Origin of the sequence: Marivirga aurantiaca, assembly GCF_016679925.1 — a bacterium.
Lineage (GTDB): Bacteria > Bacteroidota > Bacteroidia > Cytophagales > Cyclobacteriaceae > Marivirga > Marivirga aurantiaca.
Window position 1 is genome coordinate 1,033,580 of record NZ_JAEQBW010000001.1, and the last position, 18,262, is coordinate 1,051,841.

The 18,262-nt window shown below is 35.7% G+C and carries 20 protein-coding genes, 1 tRNA gene and 1 pseudogene; 1 reads left to right on the top strand and 21 read right to left on the bottom strand.

Annotated elements, in window-relative coordinates; genetic code table 11:
• The first annotated feature begins 219 nt into the window (after window positions 1–219).
• Window positions 220–915, top strand: coding sequence for a TVP38/TMEM64 family protein (locus JKA74_RS04405; protein ID WP_201429936.1), 696 nt, complete (start codon window positions 220–222; stop codon window positions 913–915).
• 75 nt (window positions 916–990) lie between these two features.
• Here JKA74_RS04405 and JKA74_RS04410 read toward each other — a convergent pair whose 3' ends face one another.
• The 21 genes and pseudogenes from JKA74_RS04410 to purL all read right to left on the bottom strand — a co-directional run.
• The gene (locus JKA74_RS04410; RefSeq protein WP_201429937.1) at window positions 991–1,830 is read right to left on the bottom strand and encodes a metallophosphoesterase; all 840 of its coding nucleotides are present in this window, start codon (window positions 1,828–1,830) and stop codon (window positions 991–993) included.
• A gap of 150 nt (window positions 1,831–1,980) precedes the next feature.
• Complete coding sequence (locus tag JKA74_RS04415; protein WP_236587495.1) at window positions 1,981–2,790, bottom strand: DUF481 domain-containing protein; 810 nt, start codon at window positions 2,788–2,790, stop codon at window positions 1,981–1,983.
• Between the two features lie 392 nt (window positions 2,791–3,182).
• Window positions 3,183–4,070, bottom strand: coding sequence for a flotillin-like protein FloA (gene floA, locus JKA74_RS04420; RefSeq protein ID WP_201429938.1), 888 nt, complete (start codon window positions 4,068–4,070; stop codon window positions 3,183–3,185).
• A 173-nt stretch (window positions 4,071–4,243) separates the two neighbouring features.
• Window positions 4,244–4,771 (bottom strand): hypothetical protein, encoded by a 528-nt coding sequence (locus JKA74_RS04425; protein ID WP_201429939.1) that lies wholly within the window; start codon window positions 4,769–4,771, stop codon window positions 4,244–4,246.
• Window positions 4,772–4,969: 198 nt separating this feature from the next.
• Window positions 4,970–5,170, bottom strand: coding sequence for a hypothetical protein (locus tag JKA74_RS04430; protein ID WP_201429940.1), 201 nt, complete (start codon window positions 5,168–5,170; stop codon window positions 4,970–4,972).
• A gap of 225 nt (window positions 5,171–5,395) precedes the next feature.
• Complete coding sequence (locus JKA74_RS04435) at window positions 5,396–5,707, bottom strand: hypothetical protein (protein WP_201429941.1); 312 nt, start codon at window positions 5,705–5,707, stop codon at window positions 5,396–5,398.
• 167 nt (window positions 5,708–5,874) lie between these two features.
• The gene (locus JKA74_RS04440) at window positions 5,875–6,237 is read right to left on the bottom strand and encodes a hypothetical protein (protein ID WP_201429942.1); all 363 of its coding nucleotides are present in this window, start codon (window positions 6,235–6,237) and stop codon (window positions 5,875–5,877) included.
• 21 nt (window positions 6,238–6,258) lie between these two features.
• On the bottom strand, window positions 6,259–6,603 hold the full coding sequence (locus JKA74_RS04445; protein WP_201429943.1) for a phage holin family protein: 345 nt from the start codon (window positions 6,601–6,603) through the stop codon (window positions 6,259–6,261).
• Between the two features lie 226 nt (window positions 6,604–6,829).
• On the bottom strand, window positions 6,830–7,168 hold the full coding sequence (locus JKA74_RS04450; RefSeq protein ID WP_201429944.1) for a YtxH domain-containing protein: 339 nt from the start codon (window positions 7,166–7,168) through the stop codon (window positions 6,830–6,832).
• 22 nt (window positions 7,169–7,190) lie between these two features.
• On the bottom strand, window positions 7,191–7,343 hold the full coding sequence (locus JKA74_RS04455) for a lmo0937 family membrane protein (protein WP_201429945.1): 153 nt from the start codon (window positions 7,341–7,343) through the stop codon (window positions 7,191–7,193).
• Window positions 7,344–7,397: 54 nt separating this feature from the next.
• A complete protein-coding gene (locus tag JKA74_RS04460; RefSeq protein WP_201429946.1) occupies window positions 7,398–7,577 on the bottom strand; it encodes a hypothetical protein in 180 nt (59 codons plus the stop codon).
• 459 nt (window positions 7,578–8,036) lie between these two features.
• Window positions 8,037–8,429 carry a group III truncated hemoglobin gene (locus JKA74_RS04465; RefSeq protein WP_201429947.1) on the bottom strand — a complete coding sequence of 131 codons (393 nt, stop codon included), beginning with the start codon at window positions 8,427–8,429 and terminating at the stop codon, window positions 8,037–8,039.
• A 69-nt stretch (window positions 8,430–8,498) separates the two neighbouring features.
• A complete protein-coding gene (locus JKA74_RS04470; protein WP_201429948.1) occupies window positions 8,499–8,933 on the bottom strand; it encodes an RrF2 family transcriptional regulator in 435 nt (144 codons plus the stop codon).
• 423 nt (window positions 8,934–9,356) lie between these two features.
• Window positions 9,357–9,494: a hypothetical protein gene (locus JKA74_RS04475; protein ID WP_201429949.1), complete on the bottom strand. Its 138-nt coding sequence runs from the start codon at window positions 9,492–9,494 to the stop codon at window positions 9,357–9,359.
• Window positions 9,495–9,843: 349 nt separating this feature from the next.
• Window positions 9,844–10,302, bottom strand: a complete 459-nt coding sequence (locus JKA74_RS04480) for a cold-shock protein (RefSeq protein ID WP_201429950.1) — start codon at window positions 10,300–10,302, stop codon at window positions 9,844–9,846.
• A gap of 221 nt (window positions 10,303–10,523) precedes the next feature.
• Window positions 10,524–11,438: a glutaminase gene (locus tag JKA74_RS04485; RefSeq protein WP_201429951.1), complete on the bottom strand. Its 915-nt coding sequence runs from the start codon at window positions 11,436–11,438 to the stop codon at window positions 10,524–10,526.
• Window positions 11,439–11,921: 483 nt separating this feature from the next.
• The gene (locus JKA74_RS04490; protein WP_201429952.1) at window positions 11,922–12,551 is read right to left on the bottom strand and encodes a 50S ribosomal protein L25/general stress protein Ctc; all 630 of its coding nucleotides are present in this window, start codon (window positions 12,549–12,551) and stop codon (window positions 11,922–11,924) included.
• 41 nt (window positions 12,552–12,592) lie between these two features.
• Entirely contained in the window at window positions 12,593–13,519 is a 927-nt protein-coding gene (locus tag JKA74_RS04495; RefSeq protein WP_201429953.1) for a ribose-phosphate pyrophosphokinase, read from the bottom strand.
• Between the two features lie 62 nt (window positions 13,520–13,581).
• Window positions 13,582–13,654: transfer RNA gene (locus JKA74_RS04500), tRNA-Gln, on the bottom strand.
• 240 nt (window positions 13,655–13,894) lie between these two features.
• A complete protein-coding gene (locus JKA74_RS04505) occupies window positions 13,895–14,455 on the bottom strand; it encodes a DUF4136 domain-containing protein (RefSeq protein ID WP_201429954.1) in 561 nt (186 codons plus the stop codon).
• 59 nt (window positions 14,456–14,514) lie between these two features.
• Window positions 14,515–18,252: pseudogene (gene purL / locus JKA74_RS04510) on the bottom strand (phosphoribosylformylglycinamidine synthase); the annotation flags it as partial.
• Between the last annotated feature and the right edge of the window lie 10 nt (window positions 18,253–18,262).

The window sequence follows — 18,262 nt, forward strand, 5'->3', positions numbered from 1 at the left end:
AAACCGTCCTGCGGTTCTGTCTAGCTGAGATGGTAGTCAGACCGGAAATGGCTTACTAGTTATGGCTGGTCTCTTGCTTAGAACACTGGTTTCATACTACACTGTTTTTACTGATTTTTCTCCATTCTTTTCAATCTTTTATCAACCAATCAAATAGACATTGCGTGAATGTAACCATTGGCAGGTACGCTTTTAATTTACTGATTTTATGATATTCATATGGCACTAACGCAAGAACAAGGTAAAACCAAAAAAAGCAAACTTCCTTTATACATATCTTTAACCATCGTTTTGGCGGTATTACTGATTTACTTTTTTGTACCTGAAGTGAGTGAGGAACTAAAAAATGCATGGGAGGTGCTTACGAGTCAGGATGAGGAAAGAACAAAAGAATGGGTAAGTCAATTTAGTTTCTGGGGACCACTTGTCATTGTATTTGCAATGGTTGCTCAAATGTTCCTGATCATAGTACCAACTCCCTTTTTGATGGTGGCGACTATTCTGGCTTATGGACCTTATTGGGGCTCTTTAATTATCCTGGTGGCCATATTTTGTGCTTCTACAGTGGGCTATGCAATAGGTGCTTATTTAGGCACAGGAGTAGTAAAGAAGATTCTTGGTGGTAAGTCAGAGCGAAAGATTGAAAATTTCATCAATGAATATGGTTTTTGGGCTGTGGTAGTCACACGTTTGTCTCCCTTTTTATCAAATGATGCTATAAGCTTTGTCGGGGGAATTCTCAGAATGGGCTATTGGCGGTTTATTGGTGCTACTTTAATTGGTATTGCTCCATTAACAATCCTTATTGCCTATTTAGGTGAAAACAATCAACGTTTGCAAAATGGTTTGATTTGGGGATCTATTGCAAGTATTCTATTGTTTTTGGCTTATGTTTGGTGGGATAAGAAAAAATAAGTTTAATATTTGGGTTGTTTTCACGGATATTGATAAAAGCACGATTTGCTATAAATGTGAAAGTGTTTGTCGTTATTAAACCTGCTGTAATTTAAAAATTGTAATTTCCGGTCTCACGTTAAACCTCACCTGCCATAGATGTCCTAAAGCCCTGTTAATGTATAATGTTCTTCCATCTTTTAAATCAATTTCTCCTGATGAATACCTTTCATTCTTGACAGGAAGTAAAGGTGGATCAAGAAATGGTGGCTTAACTTGTCCCCCGTGAGTATGTCCGGATAGAATCCATCCCTGATATCCATTCCAAATGTTTAAATCACATACATCAGGATTATGGCATAATACAAGGTTTGCTGTTTCAGGATCATAATCAGTCATCACCTTCTCAGGATGGAAATTTGTAGCCCACAAATCATCAAACCCAATAAAATTCAGGCCTTCTATTTCAGTTTGCTCATTCCTCAATAATTTAATCCCATATCTGTCCAGCAGGGAAAATATTTTTTCAGCTACTATATTTTCCTGCCAATTCTTTCCATAATCATGGTTTCCTAAAATACCAACAGTTCCCAGTTTTCCTTTTACAGCATGATTTAATACTTCCTGAAGTTGCTCTAATTGTTGAGGGGATTCATAGCTGACGTAATCACCGGTATATACCACAAAATCAGGATGTTGTTTTTGGGCTTTTCTGAAAGAATCGATAATGTATTGATAATCAAACCTATTGCCCACATGCAGATCGCTGATTTGCATTACTGTTTTACCAACCAAACTTGAAGGTAGGTTTTGAAGAGGCATTTTCTTTTTTACAAATTCAAGCCAAAAAGGTTCTATTTGCCAGGCATATAAACCAGTAAGTGCCCCTAATCCGGTGAGCCCAATAAGTCCCTTTACAAACCTTCTTCTTTTCATGTCTACAGTATTTATTTAATTGTCTCTCCAATACTCGGGATGGTTATTTAATAAGTTTAGAGATTTATTGCAACAATACATATTAATTATAAAGCTTTGTAGGTGAAAAAATAAATTTGTAATCTAAAAAACATGAAGTAGTTTTCGATATTACAAATCCAATGAAATCCCGGTTCTGAGTGTGTAGATCAATTTAGTAATGTCCACAATCGGTTTGTCCTCGTAACTAATATCAAAGCTATTTTTCCAGGAGAGCCATTTGCTTAATTTGAAATTTAAAATTGTGGAACTACTAAGCCTGTTCCTGAATTGATCAATCTCCTGATCATAGCCAGTTTGATAGTAGTTAATCATGTTAAAATCGATGATTTCATTCACTGTTCTTCTGATGGAAAGATAGTTCGTGTTTTTTAAGAAATTAACTTCCACCTGCTCATCAGATTCAGGAACCTGCCATTTTTCGTATTCATACATGGCGCCAGTGCTCCACACCAAAGTAGTTTTTTCATTCTCAAAAACCTTTATTCTCACAGATCCGCCTGTGATCCATCTGGAATTTAAACCTCGGAAATCATCATAGGAAAATTGGGCAAAAGTTTCATAACTGATCATTCTTTCCCTCAGGAAATTGATCCGCGTATGCAGAAAACCAAAATTGACTACGTTGGCATCGTTTAGTTCTACATAATCAAATTTACCCAGAAAGGTATATGCATGCTTATCAGGATAGAATATGGAATTAAAATCAAGATTATAACCGAAAAAATTAACAGGATTGTCAGGAGTGGCGCTCCTGTTATAAGCACTTAGTTCCGTTGTCAGTTTCATCAAGAAATGCTTTGCTGTGTCTTTTTCCAACCTGAGCTTTTCAATATTCAATATTTGGGCATTGGAGAAATAGGGCAGGAGCAGACATAAAAATGTTAATGCCACCCTTTTTATCATTATCATTGAAAACATACTATATAGTTTATATCTGCTGATTGGTTCAGTTTCCAAACGAGCTTTTGAAACAACAATATAAAAAAAACTTTCAATGCCCGAAAAATTGCCAATCAATTGAAATGGTCAGTAATAAATGTAATAGGAGTGGTGTGTGGAAAGACTTTTCAGTAAGAAACGGACGTTCAATAATAGTGTTGCAAAAGCCGGAATTCAATTATTGGTTAGCTGAAATTTAGCTCAATCAACAACTTTTAAATGGAGAGACTTTTAAAAGGTTTGTCTTTAGAAACATTAGCTAAAGTTTAATTTATAATATTTCTTTTACAATGAGAGTTAGCACAGATTGAGTAAACAATTACTCAATCTGTGCTAACTCTCATTACTTTTAAATTAGATTTTTGATTGGATCAATAAAATCTTCCTGACCTGAAAGCACCTGATAGTGCCACTGGAATTTCAGATTCAGCTCTGATCACACTGGCTTTAGCTGCCTGAACCCGAGCAGACATCTCCTGCTCTGTAGCAACAGCCATGGCTCGTCTTTCTTCTGCTTTTGCTTTGGCGATGCTTAAATCAGCAGTAGCCTGGTCAATTTGTAAGGCTGCACCAATATTGGTCCCGATATCTATATCTGCAATATCAATAGAAAGTATTTCAAAGGCTGTACCAGCATCCAATCCATCAGCCAATACTTTTTTGGAGATGTTTTCGGGGTTTTCCAGCACTTCATAATAGCTTTTGGCTGTACCGATGCACGAAATAATTCCTTGTCCCACCCGGGCTTTGATAGTTTCTTCTCCGGCACCACCTACCAACCTTTGGAGATTAGTGCGTACTGTTACCCTGGCAACAGCTATTAATTGAATTCCATCCAGAGATACACCGGTAATGGCAGGAACAATGATCATATAAGGAGTTACCGATACCTGTACCGCCTGTAATACATCCCGTCCGGCCAGATCAATGGCAGTGGCTTGTTTAAAACTTAATTTTAAATTGGCCTTATCGGCTACAATTAGTGCTTTGATAACATTGGGTAAATTTCCATTGGCCAAGTAATGGGTTTCCATCTCGCTGGTAGTTACATCAGTAATACCTGCTTTGGTGGCAATAATCATAGAATTGGCAATCAGACCAGGGGGAACTCTACGAAACCTCATAAAGACCAGTTCCAACAGGCTGATACGTACCCCGGAGAAAATGGCTGTAATCCATAAATTGACCGGGAAAATGAAAAAGAAAAGCCATAAGCCAATAACAATGGCTACGATTAATATGATGGTGGTTAAAGCCATTGATTAGTGATTTTTTTTTACAACCCGAATGTAGTAAAGTTTATTGATTTATTGGGTGAAACTATTTTATTTAATAAGCTTAGGTATTTTTCACATAAACTTCAAAATACATTATTTTATTAAAATGGAATTGAAGTGATTATGTGGATGATCTTTTTCAAAATAGATTCTGGCTAAAACTTATAATATAATGCCAGTTCTCCGGTGACGTTTAGTTGCTGAAAATTATCATAAAATGCATATCCAGCCATTATATTTAGCCCTACTCTTTTTACAAAAATAATTTCAATACCAAAGCCCAGGCCATTATTGAAATAACCTTCTGTATACCGGGTTTCTTCTTGATTATTAGGCATACCAGGGTTGTAGAGGTAAGATATTTCAGAATTATAATAATAATGGTTTGCCTGATAAAGGAAAAGATTGGTCGAGTTACTTTCAATTAACATATAGAGGAAAGTAACACCGAAACTATACCTTTCAGTTTCCTTGTCTTTATAAGGAGCAAAATTCACTTGTCCACCAAATTTTTCAGGTATATATCTAAATGACAAGCCATAGCCTGTAGCAAATCCTGCCCCTGCACCAATACCAAATTTATACTCATTTTGTGAGCTAAGTGAGTCTGAGTCTTGAGCATGGATTTGCATGCTGATAAGCAGACTAACAACAAATACAGTGATTGACAATGGTTTGTGCATTTAATAAAATATTTGAATTTAAACTAATCCGACTTTAAAGTAAAAGTATAATAACAGCATCTATAATCTTTAAAATCTCAGACTATACATGCTGTTATTAGTCACTTACAATTAATGCTATAACAACTAAATCATCATTTTAATATCGTTTCTTATGATAGAGGATACTTAAATAAAAGTTTGAGTTCAAATCTCATATTATTTTTTGCTACGGGAGGTTATTACCCAACCTACAACAAGAATTATGGCACTAATAATTAAGGGTGTCCAATCAGCTGAACTTACTGCTACCTCCATGCCCAAAAAGCTAAAGCTCTCTGAATCCTGCATAGCCTGGATCCCAAAAACAATTGTTCCTATTAAGCCCACTACCAGTAAAATAATACCTGCAACTTTCATGTTATTTGATTTTAGATGAATTTAGAATAATAAATGAATAACTTCTACACAAACGTTACTATGGTAGACAATGTTTTTTTAAGATTAAAGAGTATTAATACAGGATGTTATCCTGAGCTGAATTAAAAATCAGTGTTTATTTGAATAAAAAAATCACTGAATATTTAATCCAGTGATCTTTCCAATTAACCACACTCATCTGAATGAACGTAGACTTTAAATATATTATAACAAAAGAATCAATAATAAAACAATTATAATGATAGCGCCTACTGATAGATAAACTCCATTGCCTGTAGCTTTTAATTCCTTTTTTATTGATTTAACTTCTTTTCTTAATTCTTTTTTTTCCTCACGGCTCATACCTTCTTTGGAAAGATTGTTAATTTCATCCAATCGATTGAGCAAAGAAGTGACGTGTGCCGGAGTAGCTGTGTTTTCTGTAGGGGTTTCTGCTCCGGAATTGGCCGAAGTTTGAATAGGACTTACAATAACTAGTAAACATGCAGTAAGCAATCCGATCGTTAATTTTTTCATGATATTGAGTTTTAGGTGTATAAAATTATCCACGTGTAAAATTCTCTTACTTTTCCTTCATTATTCTTACATAATGATTATTATATATTACATAAATCTTAGAATTCTATCTTCTATTTGTTCCCTCCAATAATTTAAAGAGGCATAATAATTACTCTTAGCCGATTCTATGTGAATTTATTTTTAATCCTTGTTATCACACCAAACAAGTTTCTATTGATTATATAGGAAGAAATATTTCTCACAACCAGAGATGATAGAAAGCCTATCACTGTTTTATGTCGGCCCCAAATCTGATCTATCACTAAATTGGCTCCGGCAATAAGTCCGGCTTTGGATAAACTTCCGGCCACATCACCTGGAGGAATCAGCTCGCCCACTGTGTTTTTGATGAGCCTTGAGGGATTCAAGGAATTTGTGAATTCTTCAAATGAAGCATTTAACGCTGCTTCTTCATTAAATTTCCGGATTTTTAATTCCTTTATATGGGCTTTTAAGTCCTGGTGGTTATTGATAAAAGTAGGTTCCATGTTTCTTATCAGAATAAATGCTTAATAATTTCGGAAGATAGATTTGATTATTAAATCACGGATAGGATTGCGAAGTATCTTTTTCCGACCTAAAATGAATATAATTCCAACCAATAGATAAAAGCCCCCCATAATCAAAAAACCTCCATAAGTGGATTCCAGTAATTCTGATAAATAAAGACTAAGGCCTATACTTAAGAATAAGAGTACCAAATAGAGCACCAATGCTATGATTGACAAAGCTATAACATTGGGAGCAATTGTGGTGGCTCTTTCTGTTGCCTCCAGTTTTGCCAATTTGATATTGGTTTTCACAAACTGCTTTAAATTGCTTGTCAATTCATCAATTTTTGCTTTATCAAACATTATAGGTTGGTTTTCAGAAGGTAATAGTTGAGATATCCGGATTGCGAATTATTTAATTATTATTTATTCAAACCTTTTAACAACTTTTAGGAAGGATGGCAGGATTGCCCATGCTTCTTTAGCAGAATATTTCGTGGGTTCTGGAAACAAATAATTTATTTAAAACGTAATTTTTTCCGCATAAAAAAAGCCATCTAAAAGCAACTTCTTTTAGATGGCTTGAGGTTTATAGGTTCTGTTTTAAGTTATCCGCTTTGCTGGATGTTTCACTGGCTTTTTCCTTCACCATATCCTTGGTAGTTTCTTTTACCTCACTGGATAATTTTTCAGCTTTGGCTTCAGTATATCCAATCAGTCGCATGGCTCTGTCCCTAATGCTCTCGGTTTCCTGCGCCAACTTCTCCTTAAAATCATGCGTCATTTTATTGACTTCTTCAGATAACTTATCCCGCGTTTTGCGTCCATCGGATGGAGCAAATAAAATCCCTAAGGCCGCACCAGATATGGCGCCAATAAGCAAGCCTGCTAATACTTTCCCGTTCCCATTGTTTTGTGTATGTTCCATGATAGTTTTATTTCTTGTTGATTTATATTCTTCCCCCTCTTATTACTCTTAGAATAATTGCAATTATTGCAATAACAATAAGAATGTGGATAATACCACCTGCACTGTAAGCAAAAAAGCCTACCGCCCAGGCAATTATTAAGATTACTGCAATAACATAAAGTAAATTACTCATAGTACTAAAATTTAGTGAATTGTTTATTTGATGAATTTTGATTTAAAATGCGCTTTAATTTGATTTTTCCATATAAGGTAGTATGTCTCTTTCAAAATATACTAACTCTTTCCTTTTGGTGTCTTCTTCTACTTTGCAATAGTAGATACCAGAAACACAACGACTTATATACAATTTCTGGGAGGGGCGTGTTCTTTCATATACAACTTCCCCCTTTTTGTATTTCGTTTCCATAACTGTTGAAGTTTAGTTAAAAAATAGTTTTACTTTTTATAATTATCTATAAATAAATAATTAATACTGGTTCATTTTTATTAAAAAATAATTAGTCTTTTATATGCTTTACTTTCTCTTTTTCGATTAACATTTTTTGAAAAATCATTTTCTCACATTTCAAAGGTCGTCAGATCAATGCTCCATTTTATTACAAAATGCCTGTCAAATCTTATATGTTTTACTGATATTGTTCGATAAAGGTTGCAAATGTTACGATTAAGCACTTTAAACTGTCGATAAAGTATTTTTTCGTTAATTTGAATTGGCGGGAATTTATTGAATTTTTCATCAACGGCAGGGGTAGGGGTGATGTTTGATATTACAACCTCAGAAGTTGTCTGTTAGGAAAGAATGTCGGATAGAAGTATGCTCTATCTATTTTACATTTTAAAAATGAATAATAGGGATATAATGAAATTAGGTAATTGGGCTTGAAGAATTGTTTCTATAAAATTCAATTTTATAGTTAAACATTTCAGCCATTTTTGCGGCTCTCCACTTAGCCTCTTTGGCTTTATCTCCTGTGAAATTTTCATCTATGGTTTGAAAGAATAACTCTATCCATCTTTCAAAATGGGCTTTTTCTACTGGTAAATTTGCATGTGGAGCAAAAGGACTTCCATAGTAGGTATGCTCACCGAGCAATATGGTTTGCCAAAACCTGTACATTTTTTCCAAATGCTCCGGCCAGCGATCACCAATTTGTTTATTGAAAATATCTGCCAGTTTATCGTCTTCCCGAACTTTGCCATAAAAGTTATCAACCAATTCTTTGATATCATTAATATTTAATATTTCCCTTGGCTCCATTATGATAACGATTTAAATCTTATGAAATTTCTTCAGCTTAGTTGACAAACAAACTATGGTTTTAATTACTCACCTTTTCAAAAAAGTCAATCCCACATTAATCCCTGTTGCAAGTTCGTAAACGCTGGTGGTTTCCAACATGTCCTTTAAGCCATCACGGATTACCTTAAATTTATTGTGAACCGGGCAAGGGAATTCCTCATCGCATTGCTTTAACCCTAAGCCACAGCCTCTGAAAATGGCGTCTCCATCTATTGTAGAGACAATCTGAATCAGTTTGATAGAATCAATTTTACTTTTTTCAATTTTAAATCCACCGGACGGTCCTTTCACTGAATCAACAATTTTATTCCTGGCCAATTGTTGCAATATTTTTGCAGTAAAAGCTTCAGGAGAATCAATCTCTTTTGCGATGTCTTTGAGACTTACCCTTTCATTGTCCAAAGACTTTAAGGCTATATAGAGAGTAGCTCTAATTCCATATTCACAGGCTTTTGAAAACATTTTTCTTTTCTTAAGTAACAAAGTTAAGAATATGGATTAAACAGGACAATTTTATCCGATGAATTTTTCATTTCAGTATATATTTATTTCCAATGGTCACACAGGTATAGTCGGGAAAGCTATTCCTCGGCTGGCAACGCAATTAAGTTAAGGCAAATCTCCTTCTCCCTATGGAGAAGGATGCAAGGTTGAGGTTTAAATTAAAACTTAACTTAATAGCATTGGCTGACCATGAGCACTCATGCTCACCTCATTAAAGAAAATATTCGTATAACTACTCAAGGAAGGAGAGTGGGAAAGGGCTTAAAAGAAAAAAAATCATCCTTTGTTTGCCTGAAATGGACAATCAAAAGGATGATTAATAAATTTCATAAACTTCAGTATTAATACTTCACCGGAAAGCAAAGCTTCAATACAAAGAGTTTAGTTTCTTTTTTTACGTGATCTGTTTTTTGAATTTTTATTTGACTTGATTCCGTTATCTTTTTGTGAGGCTGCAGGAACATTCCAGTTTCCTCCAAAATCAGTGTGCTCTTCTCCGTAAGGCAAATTGTTTTTCATAGTTAGCATATTTTATAACCGGAGTAACCGGTTGGTTCATAATTTACTTATGCTTCAAAATTGAAAAAAAAACATTGCCATTATCTTACACCATCTGTTGTAAAACTTACAATTTTTACTGATTTTATCCTTTTAGGTTAGTGAAAGAGTCAAGGGTGCTGTTTCTGAAGATTGCTCATTTAGACTTTTCGAAGACTTTATGGTGAGTATAAAATAGCTTAACTTCCTACTGTGGTATTATAAGGCCGCAGAAAGTATAGCGCAAAAAAAAAGCCTGGACATTTCCAAACTTCGTTTCCCAAATAAAAACCTCTAAGGTATAAACACTACCTTAGGGTAAATAAATATTTTAACTTATCAATTTTACTTTGATAGCATTTAAACCTTTTTGACCCATTTCTGTCTCAAAAGTAACTTTATCATTTTCATGTACATTATCAATAAGCCCGTTCACGTGCACAAAAACACTGTCCTGAGTCTCATGATCTTTTATAAAACCATACCCTTTTGACTCATTGAAGAAAGTAATGGTTCCTTTTCTGATGGCATCAGCCGGGTCAGGAGCTTCTTGCTTGGCTATGCCAATTTGAATGTCTTCAGCCTTGATGTTTTTCTTTTTCTTGGTAGGATCTGGCGGGGTATCCGATATGTTTCCATACTCATCTACATAAGCCATCATTTCATCTACGCTTTTTCCTTTGTCAGAATTCGCTTTTCGCTCTTCCTTTTTTTGTTCTTTGTCCTGCTTCTTTCTTAGCTTTTTCTTTTCTTTTTCTTTTTTATTAAATGTTTCCTGCGATCTACCCATAATTTGATTTGAATGAATTAAAATTTTAAAAGTAACTGATTTATTTTGGTGAAAATACATTCCATAAACAGAATAAATGGATTTTCAGTTCTTTTACTACACAAAGGTAAGTAAAAAGTGGAAACTTTCAATCATGCACATTTCATGATTTGTGAATTAAATGCTTGAAAGAGAATTATTGTAGCCTTAAATGTGAATGTTTTACAGCTATTTTCATTCCTCTAAAAAATAGAATATTTGGTTTCTGTAGTGAACATTTCAAGAAATTCCATCCCTTTGCTTGAATTCCCTTGTTTGTTAAGACGTGGGCTCCATACTACTATGGAGTATTTTCCCGGATGTACAGCTACTATCCCTCCTCCAACTCCACTTTTCCCTGGTAATCCTATTTTAAAAGAAAAGTCACCGGCCTGGTCATAGAAGCCGCAAAGTTGCATAATGGCATTGATTCGCTTCGTTTTACTGGCAGTAATGATTCTTTCCTTTGAGTATGGATTTACCCCATCATTGGCAAGAAAGAGAAAAGTATGAGCCAGTTCTTTGCAGGTCATTTCAATGGAGCATAAATTCACATAGAAGTCCATTACCACTTCAATATCATTGTGGATATTACCGAAGTATTTCATTAGGTTGATCAATGCTGTATTGATATAGCTCATGGATCTTTCTGAGCTTGCAATTTTTTCAGAATATTGTAAATCAGGAATACCAGAAACCTTTCGTACAAACTCCAGGAATTCTTCTTTTGGATTTTTCAGGTAACTTACCAATACATCGCAAACCACTAATGCCCCGGAGTTGATCATAGGATTCCGAGGCTTCCCATTATCATGCTCCAATTGTAATAAAGAATTAAATGGAGTACCTGAAGGTTCCACTCCAACTCTTTTCCAAAGTTTCTCATCTTCTTGCTTATAGGCCATGGCAAGGGAAAGAACTTTTGCTATACTTTGTATAGAGAATTTTTCATCAGCATCGCCAAAACAATAATGCTGGTCATCAATTGTAGTCAAATGAACACCTAACTTATCAGGGTCTATTTTAGCAAGTTCTGGTATATAGTCAGCTACTTTGCCCTTATGAGGCAATTTTTCCAATTCCTTTCTTATTTTATTAAATATTTGGTTGTAATCCATATAGTGGTTTTACGTTTTCAAGGATTTCTGTTACTAACACATCGCTATTATTGCAATTTTATAGAATTCTAATAACCTGAGTTCGACTATTAATGATAGCGTCATGCCGCAAAATAAAGACTTACTTTTTTAAAAAGTCTTTATTTATGCGGTATCTCATACTATATATAATGAGATTACGGATAATTTTCTTTTTTATGAAAAATGTAATCCCGATCCATCGGGACCGAAATAGCCAGTCCCGCACGAGCGGGAACGTTCTAATGAGTTTTTAGCACAAATTTAAAATCGAACTCAGGTTAATATATTAAATGAAATTGATGTGTGTTACAATTCAACGCTTTATTAACAATTCCGGAACTATAGGTGGAGTAGGAGCCAATCTCTTTGATTGTGGTTTATAGAGTAGGGTAGTAAAAATATGAAAAAAAAAATCCTGTACTTGGGAAAGTACAGGATTTTGAATAAAAATATTATTTGGGTTTAACCCTCTATTGGCTCAGATTCAGTATCATCAGCTGCTGCTTCCGCAATTGCTTCTGCTTCATCTTCTGCTGTTTTACCTCTTAGTGCTCTTGGTATCTCAACTACTGCAATTGATGCTGCGGCAGTATCCAATACCTGAATATTTTCCAGGCTTACAGATTCTACTTTTACTGCTTTACCAAAATCAAGGTGTGAAATATCAACTTCAATAAATTCCGGCATATCTTTTGGTAGTGCTTTCAAGGTAAGCGCTCTTCTTTTGTGAATCAAAGTACCACCTTTTGTAACACCAGGAGCTGTTCCAGTCAAATGAACTGGAATGTTCATTTTAATAGGTTTCCCTTTGTGTAACTCTAAGAAATCGGCATGAAGGATCAATTCATTAACAGGATGAAAAGAAATATCCTGTAAAATTGCCTGATATTGTTCGCCTTCAATGTTTAAATTAACAAAGTGTGCTTCTCCTGTGTAAACCAATGGACGAAAAAGAATCATTGGCGCATAGAAGTGAACTTGTTTTTCACCACCATAGATTACTGCAGGAACCATTGCTTCTGCTCTTAATCTTTTCGCCTCTTTTTTGCCAAGATTTGCTCTCTTATACCCTATAATCTCAACTGTTTTCATAATATATTAATTGTTAAAAGTGAATTTTTGTATTGCTGTATTTATATAAATAATGAACTGATTGACTCATGATCGTGAATTTTTCTGATAGCCTTTGCAAACATATCAGCCACAGTCAATACTTTAATTTTATCGAGCTTTTGTTTTAATGGCAATGTGTCTGTAGTAATGAGTTCATCCAGTGTGGAATTGGCCAGGTTTTCGTAAGCATTTCCAGATAATACGGGATGAGTAATTACTGCTCTTACAGTTTTGGCACCTTTTTCTTTTAGTATGTCAGCTGCTTTGCACAATGTACCTGCTGTATCTATCAAATCATCAAAAAGAATAACATCTTTACCATCCACATCACCAATCACTTGCATGGAGGCTATTTCATTGGCTTTTTTTCTGTGTTTGTCGCACACTACCATGTCTACCTGAAAATGCTTGGCATATCTTCTTGCTCTGGCAGTTCCTCCTACATCCGGTGAAGCAAAAATGGTATTTTCATTAATGCTTTCTTTCAAATAAGGAACAAAAATAGCCGATGCATCCATATGATCTACAGGGATGTTGAAGAATCCTTGAATTTGTCCGGCATGCAAATCGCATGTTACTATTCTATCCGCACCGGCAGCTTCCAATATATTGGCAATCATTTTGGCTCCAATAGCCACACGTGGCTTATCTTTCCTATCCTGACGTGCATAGCCAAAATAAGGCACTACTACAGTTACATTTTCAGCACTTGCCCTCTTGGCCCCATCTATCATTAATAGAAGTTCCATGATATTATCTGCAGGAGGGAAGGTAGATTGAATAAGGAATACATGGCTTCCTCTTATTGATTCTGTGAAGTAGGGTGATATTTCACCATCACTAAATTTGTCAAGCGTAATATTCCCAAGCGGCTTCCCATAACTTGCGGCTATTTTTTCGGAAAGATAACTAGATGCTGAGCCTGAAAATATTTTTACAGAGGACATGTTTTTTAAAGTTTATCACTTAAAAATAATCCCGTCCCGAAAAATCGAGACGGGACTTTTTGTTGCCCGACTAGGTCTCGAACCTAGACTCTTCTGTACCAAAAACAGACGTGTTGCCAATTACACCATCGGGCAATTTTTAATCCCCTTATTGCTAAGAGATCACAAAGGTAATAATGAATTTATTTTGTGCAAACATTGAGAGGAAAATAATTGCTAAATATTTTTAGTGAACTCATTATTTGGTTGCAACTTACTTGTTTTTAGATATATACTTCTCCAGTTGAGATAAGAGAAAATTATCTTTATTATGTCCAGGTAGTTTTATTGGGTGTTTTGTCAGCAGGGGTGGGTCATTATTGATGAGATAGTGTTTTAATTATTTTGTAATTCAAGAGGAATGTACCCATAGTTTTTTAAAATGCTAATTATAGCAATTCGGGTTTTTCTAGGGTCTTGAAAAATTCGATCCCTATATAAGTCAGTAGTATACCCTTGCCAAACCATTAAATGCTCTCTATTATCAGTAAAGTTAATCACAAAAGTTCCCCGATTGATGGGCAATTTCCTCTTGTGATATTTTTCATTTCTTTTCTCTTCTTCACTATTTTTAATAAACTTTTTCATATCAGGTTGGCTGTATCCATGATATTTTAGTTTGCCGTTGTAATAGAAGTAATTTACAAGAAGATTAGCATTAATTCTATCAGGTGTAAAGGTGTAACCTAATAATTCCATATGATTAATGATAGTTTTCTTTATCAATTGATCAGTTCTGGAATCAAACTGGTGTGGGGTATTTACAAAGCAGAAGGTTTCATACTGTTCAAAGTTAGCAATAAAGTTATAGTCATATTCTACAGGATACTCCCTGCCCAGATAGCAACCACTAACTAGTAGAAAAAATGTCAGAAGAGTAAGATATTTAAGTACCATAGTATATGTAACTTTGGTACTTAAAAAATGTTACCTGTTTTTTAGCTATTTTAAATAACTTATTTGCTTGTGGAATAATGGTTTTTGACCCAGGAAAAAGCATTGGTTAATGCTTCAACCCATGGTGAAATTTCATCACCGGCTCTGTTTTCAGGGTAGTTGGCCCAATTCCATGGAAATATACTTCTTTCCAGGTGTGGCATAATGGCCAAATGTCTTCCATCTTTTGAGCAAATGGCGGCTGCGTTAAAGTCAGATCCATTTGGATTGCCGGGATAAGCTTCATAGCTGTATTTAGCAGTTATCTGGTAATCTGATTCATCTTTAGGCATGGAGAATCTTCCTTCTCCATGAGCAATCCAGATACCCATACGGCTACCAGCCATACTTGATAACATGATAGAATCGTTTTGGGGAATATCTACATTGACAAAAGCACATTCAAATTTATTGGAGCTATTATGCTTCATACTTATTTTTTGCTTATGTTCAGGATAAATTAAATCAAGAGCAACCATTAGTTGGCAACCATTACACACACCTAAACTTAAGGTGTCTTTACGGGCATAAAAATTCTCTAAAGCAGATTTAGCCTTTTCATTGTATTTAAAAGCCCCGGCCCATCCTTTGGCAGAGCCCAGTACATCTGAATTGGAAAATCCTCCTGTAAAAACAATGAAATTGACGTCTGATAAATCTTCTTCTCCACTCATCAGATCGGTCATATGAATATCCTTTACGTCAAAACCAGCCATATACATCATATAAGCCATTTCACGGTCACTATTGACGCCTTTTTCACGAATAATAGCTGCTTTGATGCCTGATGGAGTATTCCTGTTTTTATCTATGCCCATTGATGCCCAGCTACCTTTAAAATGTTTAGGGAAATCAAATTTCAACTCCTGTACTTTGTAATTGGTAAACCTTTCCAGTGCCAAATCAGCACCACTTTGCTCACGATCCAGTAAATAAGAAGTCTCATACCACTGATCCCTTAATTCCGGAATAGAAAGGACTAAATTTTGAGTGTTTTTTTGAATGGCAATTGTTTTTTGCTGTTGTATCCTGCCCAAATCAAAAAACTCTATGGAATTGCTTTTTAATTCTTCCAAAACAGATAAATCACTCACTTGTAGTAGTAAGCCCGGTTGCTCACTGAATAAAATTTTCACTAAGTCCTCTTCAGGAATGCTAATGAAATTCAGATCCATTCCCCAGGTGTTATGAGGGAAACACATCTCCAATAAGGAAGTAATCATTCCACCGGAGCCAATATCATGGCCTGCCAAAATCCTCCTATCTGAAACTAATTGTTGAACTAATTCGAACGCCTTAATGAAATGCTCAGTATCTTTAATTTCAGAGGTATTTGTACCAAGCTGGTTGATGCTTTGAGCAAAGGCAGAGCCCCCCAATTCAAAATTATCTTTAAATAAATTAATATAAACTATCCTGCTATTATCAACAGGTTTTAAGGCGGTTTCCACTACTTTTTTGATATCAGATACCTCACCACCAGCTGAAATAATTACTGTGCCCGGAGCAAATACTTTTTCTCCGGATGGATATTTTTGTACCATGGAAAGCGAATCTTTTCCTGTAGGAATGTTTATCCCCAATGAAATGGCGAAATCGCTTACGGCCTCAACAGCTTCATATAAACGTGCATTTTCGCCCTCATTTTTAGCAGGCCACATCCAGTTGGCACTTAATGAAATTCCTTTGAGGCCTTCTTCTATTGGAGCCCAGATGATGTTGGTCAATGCTTCTGCTATTGCTAACTGGGAGCCGGATTTAGGATTGACCAATGCAGTGACAGGCGCATGCCCAATGGAAGTAGCAATCCCTTTTTCCCCCTGAAAATCCAGTGCCATTACTGCTACATTGTTCAAAGGTAATTGAACAGGTCCTGTACTTTGTTGCTTGGCCACTTTTCCGGTGACACATCTGTCCACTTTATTAGTTAACCAGTCTTTACAAGCCACCGATTCCAACTTCAGGACATCTTTAATATAATTTTCCAGTAAATCCTGAGTGTAGTTTATTTTAGCAAATTGAGTTTGTTTTTTAGTGTCAGTCAATAATGTCTTGGGAGAATTTCCAAACATTGATGTCAAAGGCCAATCTACCGGATTCTTTTTACCTTCTTTATCTTCAAAACTAAAATGCTTGTCCCCTGTGATTTCTCCTACTACATAAAATGGTGCCCTTTCCCTGTTAGAGACTTTCTCCAGAATGGGTAGGTCTTTTTCTTTAATCACCAGGCCCATTCTTTCTTGTGACTCATTGCCAATGATTTCCTTAGCTGATAGGGTAGAGTCGCCCACCGGTAGCTTTCTTAAATCTATTTTTCCGCCTGTTTCTTCTACTAGCTCAGAAAGACAATTTAAATGCCCGCCTGCTCCATGATCATGGATGGAAATAATAGGGTTATTGCCGGTTTCAGCCATTGCACGTATAGCATTAGCCACTCGTTTCTGCATTTCAGGATTGGCACGTTGTACGGCATTTAACTCAATCTGGCTTTCAAACTGGCCGGTATCTACAGAGGAAACCGCACTTCCGCCCATTCCAATGCGGTAGTTATCACCACCCATTACCACTATTTTATCACCTTTTTGAGGGATGTCTTTTTGGCTTTCTTCCAGAATACCATATCCAATGCCTCCGGCCTGCATAATAACTTTATCGAAGCCGTATTTCTTGTCATTGTTTTCGTGCTCAAAAGTCAGTACAGATCCTGCAATGAGTGGTTGGCCAAATTTGTTTCCAAAATCAGATGCTCCATTGGAAGCTTTAATAAGAATATCCATTGGAGACTGATACAACCATGGTCTTTCTTTCATACCATTTTCCCAGGGTCTGTCATCCTTTAAGCGGGAATAAGAGGTCATGTAAACAGCTGTTCCGGCCAAAGGGACCCCTGCTTTTCCGCCAGCCATTCTGTCTCTTATTTCGCCTCCGGAGCCTGTTGCGGCACCATAAAATGGTTCCACAGTAGTGGGGAAATTATGAGTTTCAGCTTTTAGTGAAATAGTGGAATTAAACTCTTTTTTAGCAAAAAAATCTGCCTTAGTTTGATCAACGGGTGCAAATTGTTGTACTCTGGGGCCTTTAAGATAGGCTACATTATCTTTATAGGCAGAAACTATTCTGTTGGGATTAACCTTTGAAGTTTTTTTAATTAATTGAAATAATGTGGAAGGCATTTCTTTTCCGTCAATCACAAAAGTTCCATTGAAAATCTTGTGCCGACAATGCTCTGAATTTACTTGGGAGAAGCCAAAAACTTCACTGTCAGTTAACGGTCTGCCCAAATCGGAACTCACTTTTTCCAGGTAGGCTACTTCTTCTTCATTAAGAGCTAATCCTTCTTTGTCATTGTAGGCGGAAATATCATTAATCAGGAGTACTTCCTCAGGTTTTTTGTCAATATTAAAAATACTTTCATTTAAACCCTGGTATTTGGCTTGTAACATAGGGTCAATAGGGGTGGAGAGATTTTCTGTTTGATCAAAAGGTTCTATCCTGGATATTCCTGAAATCCCCATAGTTTGCGTGATTTCCACTGCATTGGTGCTCCATGGGCTTATCATTTCTTTTCGGGGGCCTACATAAGTTTCCTGTAGTTCATCCGGAAGCATCATTTTTTCGGCATCAAAAAGCCAAAGAAGCTTTTCCAAATCGATGGTTGTAAATGGTACTTGATGACCTACTGCATAAATCTGATGAGATCTTCCCTTAAAGAAACTTAGCATGATGAATTTATAAAAGTGGATATTTTTTCGAATTGCAAAGGTAGAA